Source organism: Pseudomonas sp. FW215-R2 (assembly GCF_058789255.1).
On the sequence record NZ_JBYTBO010000020.1, the window covers coordinates 101925 to 121627 of the forward strand.

Genomic DNA, 19703 nt, shown 5'->3' on the forward strand with positions numbered 1-19703 from the left:
GTGTCCGTGCGCCTCGGGCGATCAGGCTTCGAGCAGTGCCCTGAGCATCCACGCGGTTTTCTCGTGGACTTGCATGCGTTGGGTCAGAAGATCAGCCGTCGGCTCGTCACTGACTTTATCCAGCAGCGGGAAAATCCCCCGCGCAGTGCGAGTGACCGCTTCCTGGCCTTCGACCAGTTGTTTGATCATGTCCTCGGCACTCGGCACGCCCACTTCTTCTTTAATAGAGGAAAGACGCGCGTAAGTCGCATAGGCGCCCGGCGCAGGGAAACCCAGGGCGCGGATGCGCTCGGCGATCGAGTCCACGGCCAGGGCCAGTTCGTTGTATTGCTCTTCGAACATCAGGTGCAGGGTCCGGAACATCGGCCCGGTGACGTTCCAGTGGAAGTTGTGGGTTTTCAGATACAGCACATAGGTGTCCGACAGCAGACGCGAAAGCCCTTCGACGATGGATTTGCGGTCTTCTTCACTGATACCGATATCGATTGCCATGCTTACCCCCTAACGGCGATTGAATTCATCCAGCAGGTGTCGGTTCACTGTAGCAAGGCCTCCCTCCCATGGCAGCCCCCGTATCGACCCGATAGAGGCGACAAATCGCCCCACGCCCTGCCGCTGGCCGGCGTTATTTGAGTAGCTGCAGGCTTTACTGTTAAATAGGCAGTGTGTCGCTACGCCCTGTTTTCCGGGTGTTGCGCATAGGCTGATGCCGGGCACGTGTCCAACGCCTCTTATTGTTCCGAAGCGAACCGTGCGCCTTCAGCTCTTCCTTGTGAGCCGTCATAACGTGAGTCATTAAAAATGTTGAAAATCGTCCACCTGCTAATGGGCGCAGCAGCCTTGCTGCTGTCCTTCATACCTAGCTTGAGATCCGAAGCCGTACCTTACCTGCAACAGCCCGATGCACTTTACCTGGCCTTTTTCGGCCTGCTGAACCTGGTTCTCGCTCCAGTGATCCCGTACTGGAACAAAGGCCCGCGCCAGCATCTGCAAAATCTGGTCAGCGCATTGCTGGTACTGACCGTCGTCCTGCAAACCCTGACCCTGATCGCGCCGATGCCTGTCATCGCCGGCCAGCCAGCTGTGCTGTTCAGCCTGGTCATTGCTCTGGTTGCCGTGGCCGTGCACCTGGCCGTCAGCTTCTATAAATCCTCACCGGCCGCCGCCGCGCAAAGCTACGACATGAGCAACCGCGATACCGGCACCGTCAAGTGGTTCAACACCTCCAAGGGCTTCGGCTTTATCTCCCGGGATTCCGGCGATGATATTTTCGTGCACTTTCGCGCCATCCGTGGCGAAGGCCACCGCGTTCTGGTCGAAGGCCAGCGCGTGGAGTTCTCGGTGATGAACCGTGACAAAGGCCTGCAAGCCGAAGACGTGATCGCCGCCCTGCCGCGTCGCTGATCTGAAACGAAAAAACCGCGAACAGCCTGGCTGTTCGCGGTTTTTTATTGCCCTTACAAAATGCGCGACCTCAGTAGTGCGGCGGCGGCGCGTCTTCTTCGAAGGACCCGAACTGGCCGACCATTTCTTCCTGCCGCTTCAGCAGCGCGGCCATCTGTAACTGCAGACGCTCCACCACCCTCTGCTGCGCCACCAGCACGTCGTTCAACGCCTGAATGGTGTCGTCCTGAAACGCCAGACGGCTTTCCAGATCGTTGACGCGTTCTTCCAGGCTCATGATCAAACCTCCAGAAACTTGAAATCGTCGTCCAGCACCAGGCGCAGGCGCTCGCGGATCGCGGCTACCTGATCGGCGCTGTAAGGTTTGGCGGGGTGCTTGCCCCAGACCGGCGCCGGCCATGCGGCATCATCACGTTTGCGCACGATCACATGCATGTGCAGCTGGCTGACAACGTTACCCAAGGTGGCAACGTTCATCTTGTCGGCATCGAACGAGTCCTTGAGCACCTCCGCCAGGGCTGTGGTTTCCTGCCACAGACGCTGCTGGTCGGCGACATCCAATTGAAACAACTCGCTGATATCGTCGCGACGAGGTACCAGGATGAACCAGGGGTAGTTGGCGTCGTTGGACAGCAACAGCCGGCAGAGCGGGAAGTCGCCGATGATCAGCGTGTCCTGTTGAAGTCGTGAATCTAAAGCAAACACTGGGTGTACTCCCGGCTGATCGACAATATTCAGCTTAGTGGGCCAGCCCGGTGGAGGGCGCACTAAACGACAGGACGGCAGCATACCTTCGAATGCCCTGCCCTTCACGATGAAGCGGCGCCCCGACATGGAACATTTCTGGCGATCGCGCACCAGCACGAGACCCATCGAGCCAGGCAACACGCCGGAATGACCGCGACTCACTACCGCGTTCAGGGTCATGACAGGGTGCAAGTGTTTGAATTCAGTACAGCCAGAAAAAATATTTGCACCAAAACCGTACAGTGCGTCTACGCTCAATGGCTCGGGCATCCGCCAAATACTCACTGACAGGGTGAACCGGTAACGTTTTTGGTTGTCATGCGCAAAAACGCGCGAGGCAACACCAAGCGAGCAAGCGCGTCAACCCTCATCAAAAAGGGGCGCGCGGGCCCGTATTTACAAGGTTTTTACAGCAGCGAGCGGGGCCATGGAAAAATAACCGCATCAATTTTGCGGTTTGTGCACGCTTGTTGCATTCGTACTCATATGAGCTATGAGCACGCCACGGGAAGTGGTTGCTCAAAGCCCGAAAAAAACAGTGGCAGGGTTGCCCGATGGAGATTCAAGTGTTTTGCCAGGGACTCTTTTTTACCGATGCAAAAAGGCCCAGAAACAGCGATAAAGTTGTCAGTCCGGCTGCATTGGTACTGTGAATTTGCGACATCAACCAAGCCATTTGCGACAGCGTCGTAAAGAACATGAAAGGTTGTATGCGCAAGTATCGCCAACATTGTCGGCGTGATATAAGTTTGCGCCGACACAAAAAGAAAGAGCCGCCCAGATAATAAAACAGGTGGGACGGCAGTACTCTTCTAAAACCAAAGGAGCAAATCACGATGCGCGTGATGAAGTGGAGCATGATCGCACTGGCCGTTACAGCAGCCAGTACTCAGTTGGCTACGGCCGCACCGTTTGTTAGTGACCAGTCTGAAGCCAAAGGCTTTGTTGAAGACGCCAAACTGACCGAAACGTTGAAGAACTACTACTTCAACCGTGACAACAAGAACGGCGGCCACGACCAGAAAGACTGGACCCAGGGTTTCCTCGGCAACTTCACTTCCGGTTACACCCAAGGCACCGTAGGCGTCGGTATCGATGCATTCGGTTACCTGGCGGTCAAACTGGACGGCGGTGACGGTACTTCCGGTACCGGTAACATGAGCCGCAGCAATACTGTCAAAGCCAACGGTTATGCCCATGACGTTGATGAGAGCCAAGGCAAAGCCGGCGCAGCCATCAAATTCCGCATCTCCAAAACCGAGCTGAAAATCGGCGACCAGCAGCCAAGCACTGCTCCAGTGTTCGCTGTCGGTGGTTCCCGCGTTCTGCCGCAAACTGCCAGTGGCTTCCAGCTGCAGAGCAGTGAAATCAAAGACCTCGATCTCGAAGCCGGTCACTTCTACTCGGCTACCAGCCAGGACAAAAACGCTCGTGAAGGCGGCCTTTACGCCACCTACGCAGGCGTAGAAGCCAAAAACATCGACTACTTCGGTGGTAAATACGGCATCACTGACAACCTGACTGCATCCCTGTACGGCGCCAAGCTGGAAGACATCTGGAACCAGTACTACGCGAACGTGAACCTCACCACTCCATTCGGTGGTGACACTTCGTTGAACACTGACTTCAACATCTACCGCACCACCGACACCGGTAGCGCCAAAGCGGGCGAAATCAGCAACACCGCCTTCTCGCTGGCAACCGCGCTGTCGTTCCTGAAAGCGCACACCTTCACCCTGGCCTTCCAGAAGGTCAACGGCGACACCCCGTTCGACTACATCGGCGTGGGCAAGAACAACCGTGGTGGCGACTCGATCTTCCTCGCCAACTCCATCCAGTACTCCGACTTTAACGGTGCAGGCGAGAAATCCCTGCAAGCCCGTTACGACCTGAAAATGGCCGAGTATGGCGTTCCTGGTCTGAGCTTCATGGTTCGTTACGTTAAAGGCTGGGATATCGACGGTACCCACACTCCAGCGGGTAGCTCTTACGCCGGTCTCTACGGTGAAGATGGCAAGCACCACGAAACCAACTTTGAAGCCAAATATGTGGTTCAAAGCGGTCCAGCAAAAGACCTGTCCTTCCGTATTCGCCAGGCTTGGCACGTTGCCAACTCTGACGAGAAAGAAGGCGACGTGAAAGAGTTCCGTCTGATCACCGAGTACCCACTGAACATCTTGTAATCGTCAGTGGTTAGTTTGGTAGCATAAAAAAAGGCCCATCTTCGGATGGGCCTTTTTTGTTATCTGTCACTTGTAATAAATGCCTGACCAACAAGTCAGGCAATTAATTAGCAACCTATCATTACACCGCCGATTCCTGAACCACACGAATCACACGCTGTGGAAACGGAATATCGATGCCGGCAGTCTTTAAACGATCACGGGATTGTTCGTTAAACATGAACATCACATCCCAATAATCTGCAGTTTTAACCCAGACCCGCAGGGAAACAGTGATCGAACTATCGCCCAAGGTAGAAATGACAGCCTGCGGCGCCGGATCCTGCAGAACGCGATCATCCTTGGCCAGATCCAGCAGCACCTGACGGGCCTTTTGCAGATCGGCTTCGTAATCGACACCCACATCAAACACAACCTTGCGGGTTGGCTGACGGTTGGTGTTGGTAATGATGCCATTCGACAGATTGCCGTTCGGCACGATGATGGTCTTGTTGTCGCCGGTACGCAGCACGGTGTGGAAAATCTGGATGCTGTCGACAGTACCCGCCACGCCTTGCGCTTCGATCCAGTCACCGATGCGGAACGGACGGAACAGCAGAATCAGCACGCCACCGGCGAAGTTCGCCAGGCTGCCCTGCAATGCCAGGCCGATGGCCAGGCCGGCCGCACCGATTGCCGCCACGAACGAAGTGGTCTCGACGCCGATCATCGAGGCCACACTGACGATCAACAGCACCTTGAGAATGATGTTGGCCAGGCTGCTGATGAAACCTTGCAAAGCCAGGTCGGCATTGCGCAGAGCCAGCAGGCCGCCCAGTTTTTGCGTGACCTTGTTGATCAGCCACCAGCCAATCGCCAGGGTAATCACCGCCAACAGCACACGACTGCCGTATTCCATGATCATCGGAATCCACGCCTGGGACGCCTTGACCAGGTTGTCTACCTCAGCATTCAAATCCATCTTTTATCTCCTGATTGCCGGCTTCCCGGGCTGAAAAAATCAGCGGCAGAACGACCGGCCCTGTGGGGGCTCAATCGTTTCTGCCGCTGCTTGGGCCTCGGACGCTGAAAACGCCGAGAGGTTCCCGACTCGGATGGCTCAGTCGCGGAAGTTGTTGAATTGCAGTGGCATGCCGAATTCCTTGGCGCGCAGGGCAGCGATGGCTTCCTGCAGGTCGTCACGCTTCTTGCCGGTCACACGCACCTGCTCGCCCTGAATGGCGGCCTGCACCTTGAGCTTGGCTTCCTTGATGTGGCCGACGATCTTCTTCGCCAGTTCCTTGTCGATGCCTTCCTTCAGAACGGCGTCCTGCTTCATCAGTTTGCCCGATGCGAAGGAGTCTTTGACTTCGAGGCACTGTACATCGATCTTGCGCTTGACCAGGGCCAGCTTGAGGATCTCGATCATCGCTTCCAGCTGGAAATCGGCTTCAGCGGTCAGGTGGACGGTCAGGTCCTTTTCCTTGAATTCGAAGCTGCCCTTGCCTTTCAGGTCATAACGACGATCGAGTTCCTTCACGGCGTTCTCGACCGCGTTGGTGAGTTCGTGTTTGTCCAGTTCGGATACCACGTCGAACGACGGCATGTAATCTCTCCAATAAAAAGGCGCGCTCGTTCAGGACGCGGCGCGCTTGGCTTGCGGTTAAAATCGGGCTCATTATAACGGGTCTTTTCCCACCGACACGGCGAGCCTTGCATGCCTGTACCTTACCGAGTGAAAAACTGATGTCCAGCCCCTGGCATATCCTCGGCGCCGGAAGTCTCGGCACACTCTGGGCCACGCGCCTGGCCCGGGCCGGATTGCCGGTCCGGCTGATCCTGCGCGATATCGATCGTTTGCATGACTATGCGACGGCGGGCGGCCTGACCCTCGTGGAACAAGGCGTGGCCAGCAGCTACGCCATCCCCGGCGAAACGCCGGACACTTCCGAACCGATCCGCCGTCTGCTGGTGGCGTGCAAGGCCTACGACGCCGAAAGCGCCGTGGCCGGCGTCGCTCATCGCCTGGCGCCGGATGCAGAACTGATTCTTTTGCAGAACGGCCTCGGCAGTCAGGAAGCGGTCGCCGCGCAAGTCCCGCAGGCCCGTTGCATCAGCGCCTCCAGCACCGAAGGCGCGTTTCGCGATGGCGACTGGCACGTGGTCTTTGCCGGCCACGGTTACACCTGGCTCGGCGATGCCGGTCATCCCGTGGCACCGTTCTGGCTGGATGATCTTGAAGCGGCAAAGATTCCTCATGAATGGAGCGCCGACATCCTCACCCGACTGTGGCGAAAACTGGCGCTCAACTGTGCGATCAATCCGCTGACGGTGTTGCACGACTGCCGCAACGGTGGATTGCAGGAGCATCACTGCGAAGTCGCCACGCTGTGCGCCGAGTTGACCGAATTGCTGGAGCGTTGCGGCCAGCCAGCAGCGGCGGACAACCTGCAACAGGAAGTCGAACGGGTGATTTCGGCCACCGCAGCCAATTTCTCGTCCATGTATCAGGACGTGGCCAGCAAACGCCGCACCGAGATCAGCTACCTGCTGGGTCATGCCTGCAAGGTTGCGCAGCGGCACCAGCTCAACCTGCCGCATCTGAAGCAATTGCAGCAGCGCCTGACCGCGCATCTGCACAGTCTCGGATTGCCCGTCGACTGAGCAGCGGCTACGCTGCCCACTTGTTCCTTTGCTGCGATAAACCTGATGCCATTGCGCCAGCGCCTCGAAAACCTGCCGGTCGGCCAGAAACTGCTGGCCGCCCTGCTGGTGCTGTTGACCACCGTGTTACTGGTCGCCAACCTGACCTTCATCAGCGCGGCCTATTACATCTCCCAGGAAAGCATGGCGCCCCAGGCGTTGCAGACCATTGGCCGACTGGTATCGAACCCGAGCCTGGTCGCCGAAGCGTTGCAGTCACCGCAAAGTGCCGAGCGCCTGCTCAAGGAACTCGACAGTTACTCGCCGCTGCGCGCTGCCGCCCTGTATGACGGCAAGGGCGACCGCATTGCGCAAGTACAACGCGGCGACAAGCTCAACCTGCCGGAGCGCTTCCGGCATATCGAAGCCTGGCAACTCACCGAGTTTCGCAGCAACCAGCTGATCACCCTGCCCCGCCCCGGCACTGCGCCGGGTCATCTGTTGCTGGTGGCCAGCAGCGAACTGCCGATGGCGTTCTACACCGGCACCCTGACGGCGAGCCTGGGGATCCTGATCTTCAGCGTACTGCTGTGGCTGGTGATTGCCCGGCAGATCAAACGCCTGATCACCCGGCCGATCCATCAACTCGAAGAGCTGTCCCGCCAGGTGACCCGCGAGGAGAACTACGCCCTGCGCGCCTCACGCGGCAACCATGACGAAATCGGCAGTCTGGCCGAGGCCTTCAACACCATGCTCTCGCGCATCGAGGCCCGGGAGCAGCAGCTCAAGCGCGCCCGCGATGACTCGCAAGCCGCCTACGATCAGGCGCAGGGGCTGGCCGAAGAAACCCGCCACACCAATCGCAAACTGGAGCTGGAAGTCCAGGTGCGGAGCAAGATCGAGAAGAAGCTCACGGGTTTTCAGAACTACCTCAACAGCATCATCGACTCCATGCCCTCGGCGCTGATCGCTCTCGACGAGCAGCTCTACGTCACGCAATGGAACCAGGAGGCCAGCGCCCTCTCCGGCACCCGGCTGGACGAAGCGCTGAATCAGCCGATCTTCCTCGCGTTCGAACCGCTCAAGCCTTTCCTGCCGCAGCTCAAGCAGACCGTCGAACAGCACACCGTGGCGAAAATCGAGCGGGTGACCTGGTTCAAGGACGACGAACCCAAGCATTACGCCCTGACGTTTTATCCACTGATGGGCGGTGCCGGACGCGGCGTGGTGATCCGGATCGACGACATCACCCAGCGCCTGTCGCTGGAGGACATGATGGTGCAGTCGGAAAAAATGCTCTCGGTCGGCGGCCTCGCGGCCGGCATGGCCCACGAGATCAACAACCCGCTGGGGGCAATCCTGCACAACGTGCAGAACATTCGCAGACGTCTGTCACCCGACCTGCCGAAAAACCTCGAGCAGGCCGAACAACTGGGCATCGAACTGGATACCGTGAACCGCTACCTGCAAGGCCGGGAAGTCCCGCAATTGCTCGACGGCATTCAGCAGGCCGGTGCCAGGGCGGCAAAAATCGTCACCCACATGCTCAGTTTCAGCCGCCGCAGCACCCGGCAGATGGCCCCTTGCGACCTGCCGGCGCTGATCGATCAAGCGGTGGATATTGCCGGCAACGACTTCGACCTGGCGATCGGCTTCGACTTCAAGGGGCAGGCGATCATCCGTCAGTTCGACCCGGCGCTGGGTCCGGTTCCGGGCACCGCCAACGAGCTGGAACAGGTGCTGCTCAACCTTCTGAAAAACGCTGCGCAGGCAATCCACCTGCGTGAAGACGACAGCGAGCCGGGGCGGATCATCTTGCGCACCAAACTCAATCCGCCGTGGGCCGAGATACAGGTCGAGGACAACGGCATCGGCATGAGCGAGAACGTGCGCAAACGTACCTTCGAGCCGTTCTTCACCACCAAGGAAATCGGCCAGGGCACGGGGCTCGGGCTGTCGGTGTCGTATTTCATCATCACCAACAACCACAAAGGGCAGATGGAAGTGCAGTCGGCACCGGGACAAGGCACCTGCTTCACCCTGCGCCTGCCGCTCACGCAACCTGCACCCATTGCCGCAGAAACCAATCAACTACCGAGGTAAACCATGGGCTTTCGCTTGTCGAAGATCTACACCCGCACCGGCGACAAAGGCGAAACCGGCCTCGGCGATGGTCGCCGCGTCCCAAAGGACCACCCACGCATCGAGGCCATCGGCGAGGTCGACACGCTGAACAGTCAGGTCGGCATGCTGCTGGCCGGGTTGATCGCCGAACGCGAAACCTGTCCAGGGCTGAATGAATTGATCGACGTGTTGGCGCCCTGTCAGCACCGCTTGTTCGACCTCGGTGGCGAGCTGGCGATGCCGGAATATCAGGCGCTGAACACGGCAGAAATCGAACGGCTGGAGGCGGCCATCGATGTCTGGAACGAGGAATTGGGGCCGCTTGAGAACTTCATTCTGCCTGGCGGTTCGATGCTGATTGCCCAGGCGCATGTCTGTCGCAGCCTGGCGCGCAGTGCGGAGCGGCGTTGCCAGCATTTGAATGCGATCGAACCGTTGGCCGGGGTGGGTCTGGCTTACATCAATCGCTTGTCGGATCTGTTGTTTGTGGCGGCGAGGCTGATTGCCCGGCGCCAGGGGATTGCCGAGATTCTGTGGCAACCCGCCGCAAAACCCGAAAACTGATCACTCCCACGCCAGGCGCGGGAGTGTTCTGATGCCCAGTCAGGCCTCAGGCCAGAAGGCCCGAATCCCCGCCACACCCTGAGCCCCGGCATTCCACGCTTTCTCGCGCTCGGCCGGGCCGACTCCACCCAACAGGAATACCGGCTTGCTGAAGCCTTCGATCAGCGTCGAAGCCTGCTCCCAGCCCAGCGGCTGCGCATCCGGATGAGTCAGGGTCGGCTGCACCGGCGACAGAGTGACGAAATCCACGCCCATCTGCTCGGCCAGCGCCAGTTCTTCAGCATTGTGGCAGGACGCCGCCAGCCAGCGCTCCGCCGGCAGCGGACGCCCTGCTGCCGCGTACTTGCGCAACTGCGCCGAGGTAATGTGCCAACCGGCGGACGGGAAGTCGCCCAGCCACTCGAACGGGCCCTTGATCATCAACTGCGCCTTGCCGGCACACAGGCCGACCGCGTCCACCGCCAGATCGCGGTACTTCGGGTCATAACCATTGGGCGCACGCAGCTGGATCAGCTTGATGCCCCCGGCAATAGCCTTCTGGATACCGCGCAGCAAGGCCGGGGTTTCCAGATCTTCCGGGGTGATCAGGTATTCAGCAGGCAGACGCGCCGCCGCCACGATCGGCTGGTTGGCTGCCGGGAATTCGTAATTTGCCAGTTCCTTGGCCGACACCCAGGCCAAGGGCTGGCCTTCGGCGCCGTGGGGTTCGCCGGTGAAGCTTGAGACTTCCCAGACATCCAGCAACACCTGCTTGTCCGGGTAATCGTGGCGAACCTTGATCAGCGGGCGAGCAGCGCCGACGACAATGCCCAGTTCTTCGTGCAGCTCACGGGCCAGCGCAGTTTCAACCGACTCATCGGCCTCGACCTTGCCACCGGGAAATTCCCACAGACCGCCCTGGTGCTGGGTATCGGCCCGGCGGGCGATGAGGATTTTGCCGCTGTCGTCACGGATGACGGCAGCAGCGACGTGTACGCGTTTCACGACTGCAACTCCTCCAGTCCTGCCTTTTGCCAGGCCTTGAAGGCCGGCCACTGATAAACGGTTTCAACATAGGCTTCATCTTCGGCCGGCAACTGCACCTGATAGGTACGCAGGCGCACAGCAATCGGCGCGAAGAACGCATCCGCCAACGACACGCGACCAAACAGGAACGGCCCCGGCTCGGTAGCCACGGCACGGCATTCAGCCCACAGCGCGAGCATGCGCTCGACATCGACCTTCACTTCCGGCGGTACCGGGTTGAGCGGCGCGTCGTGGCTCAGGTTGAACGGCATATGATTGCGCATGGCGAAGAAACCGCTGTGCATCTGCGCGCAGGCAGAACGCGCCTGAGCGCGGGCCGCGATATCAGTCGGCCAGAGCTGTTCGGAAGGAAACTGTTCGGCCAGGTATTCGGCAATCGCCAGAGAGTCGGCGATGGTGCCCCGTGCGGTGGTCAGCAGCGGCACCTTGCCGGTGGGCGAATGCTTGAGCAGGCGCTCGCGGGTGTCGGGCCTGCCGAGTTTGATCAGCTCTTCGGTGTAGGGCGCGCCGGTCAGTTCAAGCGCCAGTGCCGCGCGCAGGGACCAGGAGGAAAGCAGTTTGTCGCCGATGATCAGGTGAAGGCTCATGTTCGGGTCCTTTCATGGGACAGAAGAAAAGGAGGCCCGCAGACCTCCCTCTTCGGCAGGGATCAGGTGCGGTATTCGGCGTTGATCTTCACGTACTCGTGGGACAGGTCGGTGGTCCAGATGGTTTCGCTGCAATCGCCGCGACCCAGTTCGATACGGATGGTGATCTCTTCCTGCTGCATCACCGCCGAGCCCTGGGCTTCAGTGTAGGTCGCAGCACGGGCGCCACGGCTGGCAATGCACACTTCACCGAGGAACACGTCGATCTTGCTCACGTCCAGATCCGGCACGCCGGCACGGCCGACAGCGGCGAGGATGCGGCCCCAGTTCGGGTCGGAAGCGAACAGTGCAGTCTTGATCAGCGGCGAGTGGGCCACGGTGTAGCCGACGTCCAGGCATTCCTGGTGATTGCCGCCGCCGTTGACTTCAACGGTCACGAACTTGGTCGCGCCTTCGCCGTCACGCACGATGGCCTGAGCCACGTCCATGCACACTTCGAACACGGCCTGTTTCAGCTTGGCGAACAGCTCGCCTTCGGCACGGGTGATTTCCGGCAGCGCAGCCTTGCCGGTGGCGATCAGCATGCAGCAGTCGTTGGTCGAGGTGTCGCCGTCGATGGTGATGCGGTTGAACGACTTGTTGGCGCCGTCCAGCATCAGGTTGTGCAACACGTCGCGGGAGACTTTGGCGTCGGTGGCGATGTAGCCGAGCATGGTCGCCATGTTCGGACGGATCATGCCCGCGCCCTTGCTGATGCCAGTGACGGTGATGGTCACGCCGTCATGCTGGAACTGGCGGCTGGCGCCTTTTGGCAAGGTGTCGGTGGTCATGATGCCGGTGGCGGCCGCTTCCCAGTTGTTTTCCGACAGATCGTCCAGCGCGGCCTGCAAGGCGCCTTCGATCTTCTCGACCGGCAGCGGCTCGCCGATCACGCCGGTGGAGTACGGCAGGATCTGGCTGGCATCCACGCCGGTCAGTTCAGCCAGTTTCGCGGTCGTGCGCTCAGCGGCGGCCAGGCCCGGCTCGCCGGTGCCAGCGTTGGCATTGCCGGTGTTGGTCAACAGGTAGCGCACAGCGTTCTGCACGCGTTTCTTGGCCAGGATCACCGGCGCGGCGCAGAAAGCGTTCAACGTGAACACGCCCGCCACGGTGGAACCTTCGGCACAGCGCATCACGACGACATCCTTGCGCCCAGGGCGCTTGATGCCGGCCGAAGCGATACCGAGTTCAAAACCGGCAACCGGGTGCAACGTTGGCAAAGGACCAAGACCAACAGCCATGAATGCGCTCCTTACTCAATGATGTCAGCACCGCCAAGCGTAGTGACGGTGGTGTAAATGGCAAAACGCCGCGACGGCTGGTGCCGGTCGCGGCGCGGGTATATCAGCGATTGAAACGGGTTTTACTGGATCTGCCCGTGGCAATGCTTGAATTTCTTGCCCGAACCGCAGTAGCACAGTTCGTTGCGGCCCAGCTTCTGCTCGTTGCGAACCGGCGCGGTGGCCAGGGCCACATCGACCTCTTCACCGACCAGTGCTTCCGGCTGCTCCAGACCTGGCGCCTCGGCGTGTTCGAACTGCATACGCGCGGCCAGCGCTTCGGCTTCCTGACGCAGACGCGCCTCTTCCTCGGCCGGATCTTCGCGGCGAACCTGAACGTGCGACAGCACACGGATCGAGTCGCGCTTGATCGAATCCAGCAGCTCGGAGAACAGCGTGAAGGACTCGCGCTTGTATTCCTGCTTCGGGTTCTTCTGGGCGTAGCCACGCAGGTGGATGCCGTGACGCAGGTGATCCATGGTCGACAGGTGGTCTTTCCACAGGTCGTCCAGAACGCGCAGCACGATCTGCTTCTCGAAGGAGCGCAGTGCGTCGGCACCGGCCTGGTCTTCTTTCTCGTTGTACGCGGCGATCAGCTCGTTCATCAGCTTCTCGCGCAGGGTTTCTTCGTACAGGTGATCGTCTTCGTCGAGCCATTGCTGGATCGGCAGTTTCACACCGAAGTCGCTGGCGATCGACGCTTCCAGACCGGCCACGTCCCACTGCTCTGGCAGCGATTGCGGCGGAATGTGAGCGCTGACGGTGGCGTTCAGTACGTCCTGACGGAAGTCGGCAATGGTTTCGCCGATGTTGTCCGCGGCCAGCAACGTGTTACGCATGTGATAGATCACTTTACGCTGTTCGTTGTTGACGTCGTCGAACTCGAGCAATTGCTTGCGAATGTCGAAGTTGCGGCCTTCAACCTTGCGCTGGGCCTTCTCGATGGCGTTGGTCACCATGCGGTGCTCGATCGCTTCACCGGACTGCATGCCCAGGGCTTTCATGAAGTTCTTCACCCGGTCAGAGGCGAAGATACGCATCAGGCTGTCTTCCAGCGACAGGTAGAAGCGGCTGGAACCGGCGTCACCCTGACGGCCGGCACGGCCACGCAGCTGGTTGTCGATACGGCGGGATTCGTGACGCTCGGACGCGATCACCTGCAAGCCGCCGGACTCCAGCACTTGCTGGTGACGCTTCTGCCAGTCGGCCTTGATCTGGGCGATCTGCTCAGGAGTCGGGTTTTCCAGCGACGCGACTTCAACTTCCCAGTTGCCGCCCAACAGGATGTCGGTACCACGACCGGCCATGTTGGTGGCGATGGTCAGGGCGCCCGGACGACCGGCCTGCGCGATGATCTCGGCTTCTTTTTCGTGGAACTTGGCGTTCAGAACCTTGTGTTCGATGCCTTCCTTCACGAGCAATGCGGACATGTGCTCGGAGGTTTCGATGGTGGCAGTACCCACCAGCACCGGACGGCCGGCAGCCATGCTTTCCTTGATGTCATTGACGATCGCCGCGTATTTCTCTTCGGCGGTCAGGAACACCAGGTCGTTGTAGTCCTTACGGGCCAACGGCTTGTTGGTCGGGATCACGATGACCGGCAGGCCATAGATCTGGTGGAATTCGAACGCTTCGGTGTCGGCCGTACCGGTCATGCCGGACAGCTTGTCGTACAGACGGAAGTAGTTCTGGAACGTGGTCGATGCCAGGGTCTGGCTCTCGGCCTGGATGTTCAGGTTTTCCTTGGCTTCGATAGCCTGGTGCAGGCCTTCGGACAGACGACGGCCCGGCATGGTACGGCCGGTGTGTTCGTCGACCAGTACGACCTGACCGTCCTGCACGATGTATTCAACGTTGCGGTTGAACAGCTTGTGCGCACGCAGGCCGGCGTAAACGTGAGTCAGCAGGCTCAGGTTATGCGCCGAGTACAGGCTCTCGCCCTCGGCCAGCAGACCGATGCTGGTCAGTTGGTCTTCGATGAACTGGTGACCGGCTTCGTTGAGTTCGACCTGACGGGTCTTCTCGTCGACGGTGAAGTGGCCTTCCTGGGTGACGACGCCTTCGACTTCTTCGACGTGCAGCTTGAGTTTCGGGATCAGTTTGTTGATCTCGATGTACAGCTTGGAGCTGTCCTCGGCCTGACCGGAAATGATCAGTGGGGTACGCGCTTCGTCGATGAGGATGGAGTCGACTTCGTCGATCACGGCAAAGTTGAGTTCGCGCTGGAATTTCTCTTCCATGCTGAACGCCATGTTGTCGCGCAGGTAGTCGAACCCGAATTCGTTGTTGGTGCCGTAGGTAATGTCGGCGGCGTAGGCCAGACGTTTCTCTTCCGGCGGCTGGAACGGCGTCACGATGCCGACGGTCAGGCCGAGGAATTCATACAGCGGACGCATCCAGTTGGCGTCACGGCGGGCCAGGTAGTCGTTCACGGTCACAACGTGCACGCCCTTGCCGGACAGCGCGTTGAGGTAAACACCCAGGGTACCCACCAGGGTCTTGCCTTCACCGGTACGCATTTCGGCAATCCGGCCTTCATGCAGGGTCATGCCGCCGATCAGCTGGACGTCGAAGTGACGCATGCCCATGACGCGCTTGCCGGCTTCGCGGGCGACCGCAAAAGCTTCCGGCAACAGCTTGTCGAGGGTTTCCCCCTTGGCGATGCGGTCCTTGAACTCTGCGGTCTTGGCGCGCAGTTGATCGTCCGAGAGGGCGACCATCTTCTCTTCGAAGGCATTGACGAGCTGCACCGTCTTGAGCATGCGTTTGACTTCACGCTCGTTCTTGCTTCCAAAAAGTTTCTTTAACAAAGGCGCAAACATATCGGCAGGATCTTCCACACTAAAGGGATGGAGGGCGGCCCCGTGAGTCGCCCGTGCAGCCCTCATGGCCGCATGCGAACGAGCATTCTACCCGGAAACGGTGGTGAGGAAAGTGGCGATATTCCACGATGCTGGCACTGCGCTTTGACGGGGCTCACTTAAAATAGGGGCGTTTTGCTCAACTTCAAGCCGTTGGAGGCAGAAGTTAGTCGTTGATTTAATGGGCAAAGCAGGGACAAAAGCAATGGGCGAGTGAAATGGGTGCTATCTGCTACCATGGCGCCTCTGTTACTTCAGGTGTTAGATCATGGCATTTCGCCCTCTTACAGCCAGAGCGCCCGCCGTTCTGCTTCGCGAAGCCAAGCCGCTGAAAGCCATCCTCGGCCATGCCCAACGTCTGGGCCGTCTGCAACGCCTGCTCGAAAGCCAACTGCAACCCGCCGCCCGCGAGCACTGCCATGTCGCGTCGTGGCGCGAAGGCAATCTGTTGCTGATTGTCACCGATGGCCATTGGGCCACACGCCTGCGCTACCAGCAGAAACGCCTGCAAAGGCAACTGCAGATGTTCGATGAGTTCGCCAACCTGACGCGGATTCAGTTCAAGGTCCAGCCGCCAACGGTGCAGCGCGGTGCAGCCGGGCACACGATGGATCTTTCGACGGATGCGGCGGCGACCATTCAGTCGACCGCCGACGGGATCAGTGATCCGAACCTGCGTGCAGCGCTGGAGCGTCTGGCGGCGCACGCCAAAGCCAAATCCTGACCAAAAAACCTGTGGGAGCAAGCTCCCATGGGTGTTATCGACGTTTACTGCCACCGAGCAGAGAACCCATCAGGCCGCGCACCAACTGTTTACCCAGCGAGTTCGCTGCCTGGCGCATCGCCGACTTGAGCGCCTGCCCCGCTGCCGTCCCGAGGAACTCCCCGGCCTTGTCCGCCAGGCTTGGCTCCGCGACTGCCGGTTTGCCGGGTGCCGCTTCACCTTCCGGCGCCAGCCCCTTGCGCCCCATCAGGATTTCATAGGCCGACTCCCGATCGATTGGCTTGTCATAGCGGCCCTTGAACGGCGAACCGGCAATCAGCACGGTGCGTTCGGTTTCGGTCAACGGCCCGATCCGCGATTGCGGCGGCGCCACCAGCACCCGCTGGACCATTTCCGGCGTGCCTTTTTCCTGCAAGGTGCCGACCAGCGCCTCGCCGATCCCGAGTTCAGTCAACACCGACAACGTATCGAACGCCGGATTCGGCCGGAAGCCATCCGCCACCGCCCGCAGGGATTTCTGCTCCTTGGCGGTGAATGCCCGCAGACCGTGCTGGACCCGCAGGCCCAGTTGCGCCAGCACATCGTCCGGCAAATCGCCCGGCGACTGGGTGACGAAATACACACCGACGCCCTTGGAACGGATCAGCCGCACCACCTGCTCCAGACGTTCCTGCAAGGCCTTGGGTGTATCGCCGAACAACAAGTGCGCTTCGTCGAAGAACAGTGCCAGCAACGGTTTGTCGGCATCGCCACGTTCCGGCAATTGCTCGAACAGCTCGGCGAGCAACCACAGCAGGAACGTCGCGTAGACCTTCGGCGCTTCATGCACCAGGCGACTGGCATCGAGCAAATGAATGCGCCCGCGACCGTCGGCGGCCGGTTGCAGAATGTCCTCCAGTTGCAGCGCCGGCTCGCCGAACAAGGCTTCGGCGCCCTGCTGTTCAAGGATCGCCAGACGCCGTAACAGCGCCTGGCTGGAACCGGTGGTGAACAACGCGGCGTCTTCGCCGAGCAGCTGCGGGTTGTCCTTGAGGTGGTTGAGCAGCGCTTTCAGGTCTTTCAGATCCAGCAGCAACAGGCCTTCGCGGTCGGCGACCTTGAACGCCGCGTACAACGCCGACTGCTGGCTGTCGGTCAACTCCAGCAAGGCACCGATCAACAATGGCCCCATTTCACTCAGCGTTGTGCGCAGCGGATGACCGGACTCACCGTGAATGTCCCACAAGGTCACGGGATAAGCCTGAGGCTTGTAGTTGAGCCACGGCATGCCGGCGATGCGCTCGGCGACCTTGCCCTGGGGATTGCCGGCGGCGCCGAGGCCGCACAGGTCACCCTTGATGTCGGCGGCGAACACCGCGACCCCGGCGTCACTGAACGCTTCAGCCAGCCGTTGCAGGGTGACGGTCTTGCCAGTGCCGGTCGCGCCGGCCACCAGTCCATGACGGTTGGCCAGGCGCATCGCCTGGGCGATCGGTTGCCCGGCGAGATTGGCGCCGATAACGAGTTGCGAGGAGTCAGGCATTTGGTCACCCAATAGTTAATCTTTGTCGAGCATGGCCGATAGAGAGAAGTGAGAGACCGGATCAAAAGTCCGGTCCGTGATTTCCCTAAGGAGAGACGGAAATATCACTCAGCTTTCACACCTGCCCATTTTGCGCGCCTTTATAAAAGCACGCCCTGGACATTAAGACCTTAGCGGAACCCCAAGCCATGAACAAAAATCTACGCTTCAGCCATAAAATTTTGCTTGCCGCCGCCCTCATCGTCATTGCCGCCTTCGCCTCGTTCACGCTGTACAACGACTGGCTGCAGCGCAATGCAATCCGCGATGACCTGAACAATTACCTCAACGAGATGGGCGAGGTCACTGCCGACAACATCCAGACCTGGCTCAGCGGGCGCATCCTGCTGATCGAGAACGCGGCACAGAACATCGCCATCAATCCCGAGCCTGCCGCCGTTGCCAGCCTGCTGGAACAGAAAGCCCTGACCTCGACGTTCATGGCTTCCTACCTCGGCGATGCCACCGGTCACTTCACCATCCGTCCGGATGCGAAGATGCCGGACGGTTTCGATCCACGGGTTCGCCCTTGGTATAAAGGTGCCGAAAGCAGCAGCACTTCGACCCTGACCGAACCGTACATCGACGCGGCCACCGGCCAGACCATCATTTCCATCGCCACTGCCGCGAAAAAGGCCGGTCAGAGCGTCGGCGTGGTGGGCGGCGACCTGAGCCTGCAAACCCTGATCAACACTCTCAGCGCCCGGGACTTCTCTGGCATGGGCTACGCGTTCCTGGTCAGCGCCGACGGCAAGATCCTGGTGCACCCGGACAAGGCCCTGGTGATGAAATCGCTCAAGGAAGCCTACCCGCAGGACACGCCGCGCATCAGCAGCGACTTCAGTGAAATCACCGTCGACGGCAAGACCCGTATCGTCACCTTCACCCCGATCAAGGGCCTGCCGTCGGTGAACTGGTACATCGGCCTGTCGGTGGACAAGGACAAAGCCTTCTCGATGCTCAGCCAGTTCCGCACCTCGGCTGTGATTGCGACCGTGATTGCGGTGGCGATCATCATCGCCCTGCTCGGCATGCTGATCCGCATCCTGATCCAGCCGCTGCACGTCATGACCCGCGCCATGGAAGACATCGCCGACGGCGAAGGCGACCTGACCAAGCGCCTGACCATCCAGAACCAGGACGAATTCGGCGTGCTCGGCACTGCCTTCAACCGCTTCGTCGAACGGGTTCACGGTTCGATTCGCGAAGTGTCGTCGGCCACCGGGCAAGTCAACGAAGTCGCCCTGCGGGTCGTCGCAGCCTCGAACTCGTCGATGTACAACTCCGACCAGCAAGCCTCGCGCACCAACAGCGTGGCCGCCGCGATCAACCAGCTCGGTGCCGCCGCTCAGGAAATCGCCCGCAACGCCGCGCAAGCCTCGACCCAGGCCAGCGACGCCCGTGGCCTGGCCGAAGACGGCCAGCAAGTGGTGGATCGCAGCATCAAGGCAATGAATCAACTGTCGAGCATGCTCAGCGCGTCGAGCAGCAACATCGAATCGCTGAATAGCAAAACCGTGAACATCGGCCAGATTCTCGAAGTGATCACCAGCATTTCCCAGCAGACCAACCTGCTCGCGCTCAACGCCGCCATCGAAGCAGCGCGGGCCGGTGAAGCCGGGCGCGGGTTTGCGGTGGTGGCGGACGAAGTGCGCAACCTTGCCCACCGCACTCAGGAATCGGCGCAACAGGTGCAGACCATGATCGAGGAGCTGCAAGTCGGCGCCCGCGAATCCGTCAGTACCATGAGCGACAGCCAGCGCCACAGCCAGGAAAGCGTGGACATCGCCAACCTCGCCGGCGAGCGCCTGAACAGCGTGACCCAGCGGATCGGCGAGATCGACGGCATGAACCAGTCGGTGGCCACCGCCACCGAGGAACAGACCGCCGTGGTCGAGTCGATCAACGTCGACATCACCGAGATCAATACGCTGAACCAGGAAGGCGTGGAGAACCTGCAGGCGACCTTGCGCGCCTGTTC

The 19703-nt window shown here is 60.1% G+C and carries 17 protein-coding genes and 1 pseudogene; 8 read left to right on the forward strand and 10 right to left on the reverse strand.

The window, feature by feature from the left end:
• Positions 1–21: 21 nt before the first annotated feature.
• Entirely contained in the window at positions 22–492 is a 471-nt protein-coding gene (locus AC3WRD_RS23910; RefSeq protein ID WP_039766007.1) for a Dps family protein, read from the reverse strand.
• Positions 493–801: 309 nt separating this feature from the next.
• Between AC3WRD_RS23910 and AC3WRD_RS23915 the strand changes: the two genes are divergently transcribed.
• Complete coding sequence (locus AC3WRD_RS23915) at positions 802–1404, forward strand: cold-shock protein (protein ID WP_096818303.1); 603 nt, start codon at positions 802–804, stop codon at positions 1402–1404.
• Between the two features lie 70 nt (positions 1405–1474).
• Here the strand turns inward: AC3WRD_RS23915 and AC3WRD_RS23920 are convergent, their stop codons facing one another.
• Positions 1475–1681 (reverse strand): SlyX family protein, encoded by a 207-nt coding sequence (locus AC3WRD_RS23920; RefSeq protein WP_096818305.1) that lies wholly within the window; start codon positions 1679–1681, stop codon positions 1475–1477.
• A gap of 2 nt (positions 1682–1683) precedes the next feature.
• Entirely contained in the window at positions 1684–2109 is a 426-nt protein-coding gene (locus AC3WRD_RS23925) for an HIT family protein (RefSeq protein ID WP_102621323.1), read from the reverse strand.
• 878 nt (positions 2110–2987) lie between these two features.
• On the opposite strand from AC3WRD_RS23925, the gene AC3WRD_RS23930 reads away from it, so the two are divergent.
• Complete coding sequence (locus AC3WRD_RS23930) at positions 2988–4334, forward strand: OprD family porin (protein ID WP_096818306.1); 1347 nt, start codon at positions 2988–2990, stop codon at positions 4332–4334.
• A gap of 121 nt (positions 4335–4455) precedes the next feature.
• Here the strand turns inward: AC3WRD_RS23930 and AC3WRD_RS23935 are convergent, their stop codons facing one another.
• The gene (locus AC3WRD_RS23935) at positions 4456–5295 is read right to left on the reverse strand and encodes a mechanosensitive ion channel family protein (protein ID WP_007951217.1); all 840 of its coding nucleotides are present in this window, start codon (positions 5293–5295) and stop codon (positions 4456–4458) included.
• 138 nt (positions 5296–5433) lie between these two features.
• Positions 5434–5919: a YajQ family cyclic di-GMP-binding protein gene (locus AC3WRD_RS23940; RefSeq protein WP_007951218.1), complete on the reverse strand. Its 486-nt coding sequence runs from the start codon at positions 5917–5919 to the stop codon at positions 5434–5436.
• 140 nt (positions 5920–6059) lie between these two features.
• Between AC3WRD_RS23940 and AC3WRD_RS23945 the strand changes: the two genes are divergently transcribed.
• The 3 genes from AC3WRD_RS23945 to AC3WRD_RS23955 are packed head-to-tail and all read left to right on the forward strand — an operon-like array spanning position 6060 to position 9644.
• A complete protein-coding gene (locus tag AC3WRD_RS23945) occupies positions 6060–6977 on the forward strand; it encodes a putative 2-dehydropantoate 2-reductase (RefSeq protein ID WP_102621272.1) in 918 nt (305 codons plus the stop codon).
• A 45-nt stretch (positions 6978–7022) separates the two neighbouring features.
• Positions 7023–9059, forward strand: a complete 2037-nt coding sequence (locus tag AC3WRD_RS23950; protein ID WP_102621271.1) for a sensor histidine kinase — start codon at positions 7023–7025, stop codon at positions 9057–9059.
• 3 nt (positions 9060–9062) lie between these two features.
• Positions 9063–9644, forward strand: coding sequence for a cob(I)yrinic acid a,c-diamide adenosyltransferase (locus AC3WRD_RS23955; protein ID WP_102621270.1), 582 nt, complete (start codon positions 9063–9065; stop codon positions 9642–9644).
• A gap of 39 nt (positions 9645–9683) precedes the next feature.
• On the opposite strand, the gene AC3WRD_RS23960 is transcribed toward AC3WRD_RS23955, so the two are convergent.
• From AC3WRD_RS23960 to secA, 4 genes are all read right to left on the reverse strand, one after another.
• Positions 9684–10628, reverse strand: a complete 945-nt coding sequence (locus AC3WRD_RS23960) for a Nudix family hydrolase (protein ID WP_102621269.1) — start codon at positions 10626–10628, stop codon at positions 9684–9686.
• Positions 10625–11257, reverse strand: coding sequence for a glutathione S-transferase family protein (locus AC3WRD_RS23965; protein ID WP_102621268.1), 633 nt, complete (start codon positions 11255–11257; stop codon positions 10625–10627). The genes AC3WRD_RS23960 and AC3WRD_RS23965 overlap by 4 nt, the downstream gene beginning before the upstream one ends.
• Before the next feature lie 62 nt (positions 11258–11319).
• Positions 11320–12537, reverse strand: coding sequence for a bifunctional glutamate N-acetyltransferase/amino-acid acetyltransferase ArgJ (gene argJ / locus AC3WRD_RS23970; RefSeq protein ID WP_096818319.1), 1218 nt, complete (start codon positions 12535–12537; stop codon positions 11320–11322).
• Positions 12538–12659: 122 nt separating this feature from the next.
• A complete protein-coding gene (gene secA / locus AC3WRD_RS23975; RefSeq protein ID WP_096818321.1) occupies positions 12660–15398 on the reverse strand; it encodes a preprotein translocase subunit SecA in 2739 nt (912 codons plus the stop codon).
• 307 nt (positions 15399–15705) lie between these two features.
• Between secA and AC3WRD_RS23980 the strand changes: the two genes are divergently transcribed.
• The gene (locus tag AC3WRD_RS23980; protein ID WP_096818322.1) at positions 15706–16161 is read left to right on the forward strand and encodes a DUF721 domain-containing protein; all 456 of its coding nucleotides are present in this window, start codon (positions 15706–15708) and stop codon (positions 16159–16161) included.
• Positions 16162–16195: 34 nt separating this feature from the next.
• Here the strand turns inward: AC3WRD_RS23980 and AC3WRD_RS23985 are convergent, their stop codons facing one another.
• Positions 16196–17683 (reverse strand): helicase HerA-like domain-containing protein, encoded by a 1488-nt coding sequence (locus AC3WRD_RS23985; protein ID WP_102621322.1) that lies wholly within the window; start codon positions 17681–17683, stop codon positions 16196–16198.
• 332 nt (positions 17684–18015) lie between these two features.
• Between AC3WRD_RS23985 and AC3WRD_RS23990 the strand changes: the two are divergent.
• Both AC3WRD_RS23990 and AC3WRD_RS23995 read left to right on the forward strand, forming a co-directional pair.
• Positions 18016–18855 (forward strand): annotated as a pseudogene (locus AC3WRD_RS23990) (HAMP domain-containing protein); the annotation flags it as partial.
• A 141-nt stretch (positions 18856–18996) separates the two neighbouring features.
• Positions 18997–19703, forward strand: a 707-nt coding sequence (locus AC3WRD_RS23995; RefSeq protein WP_371858595.1) for a methyl-accepting chemotaxis protein, incomplete at its 3' end; no start/stop codon positions are given.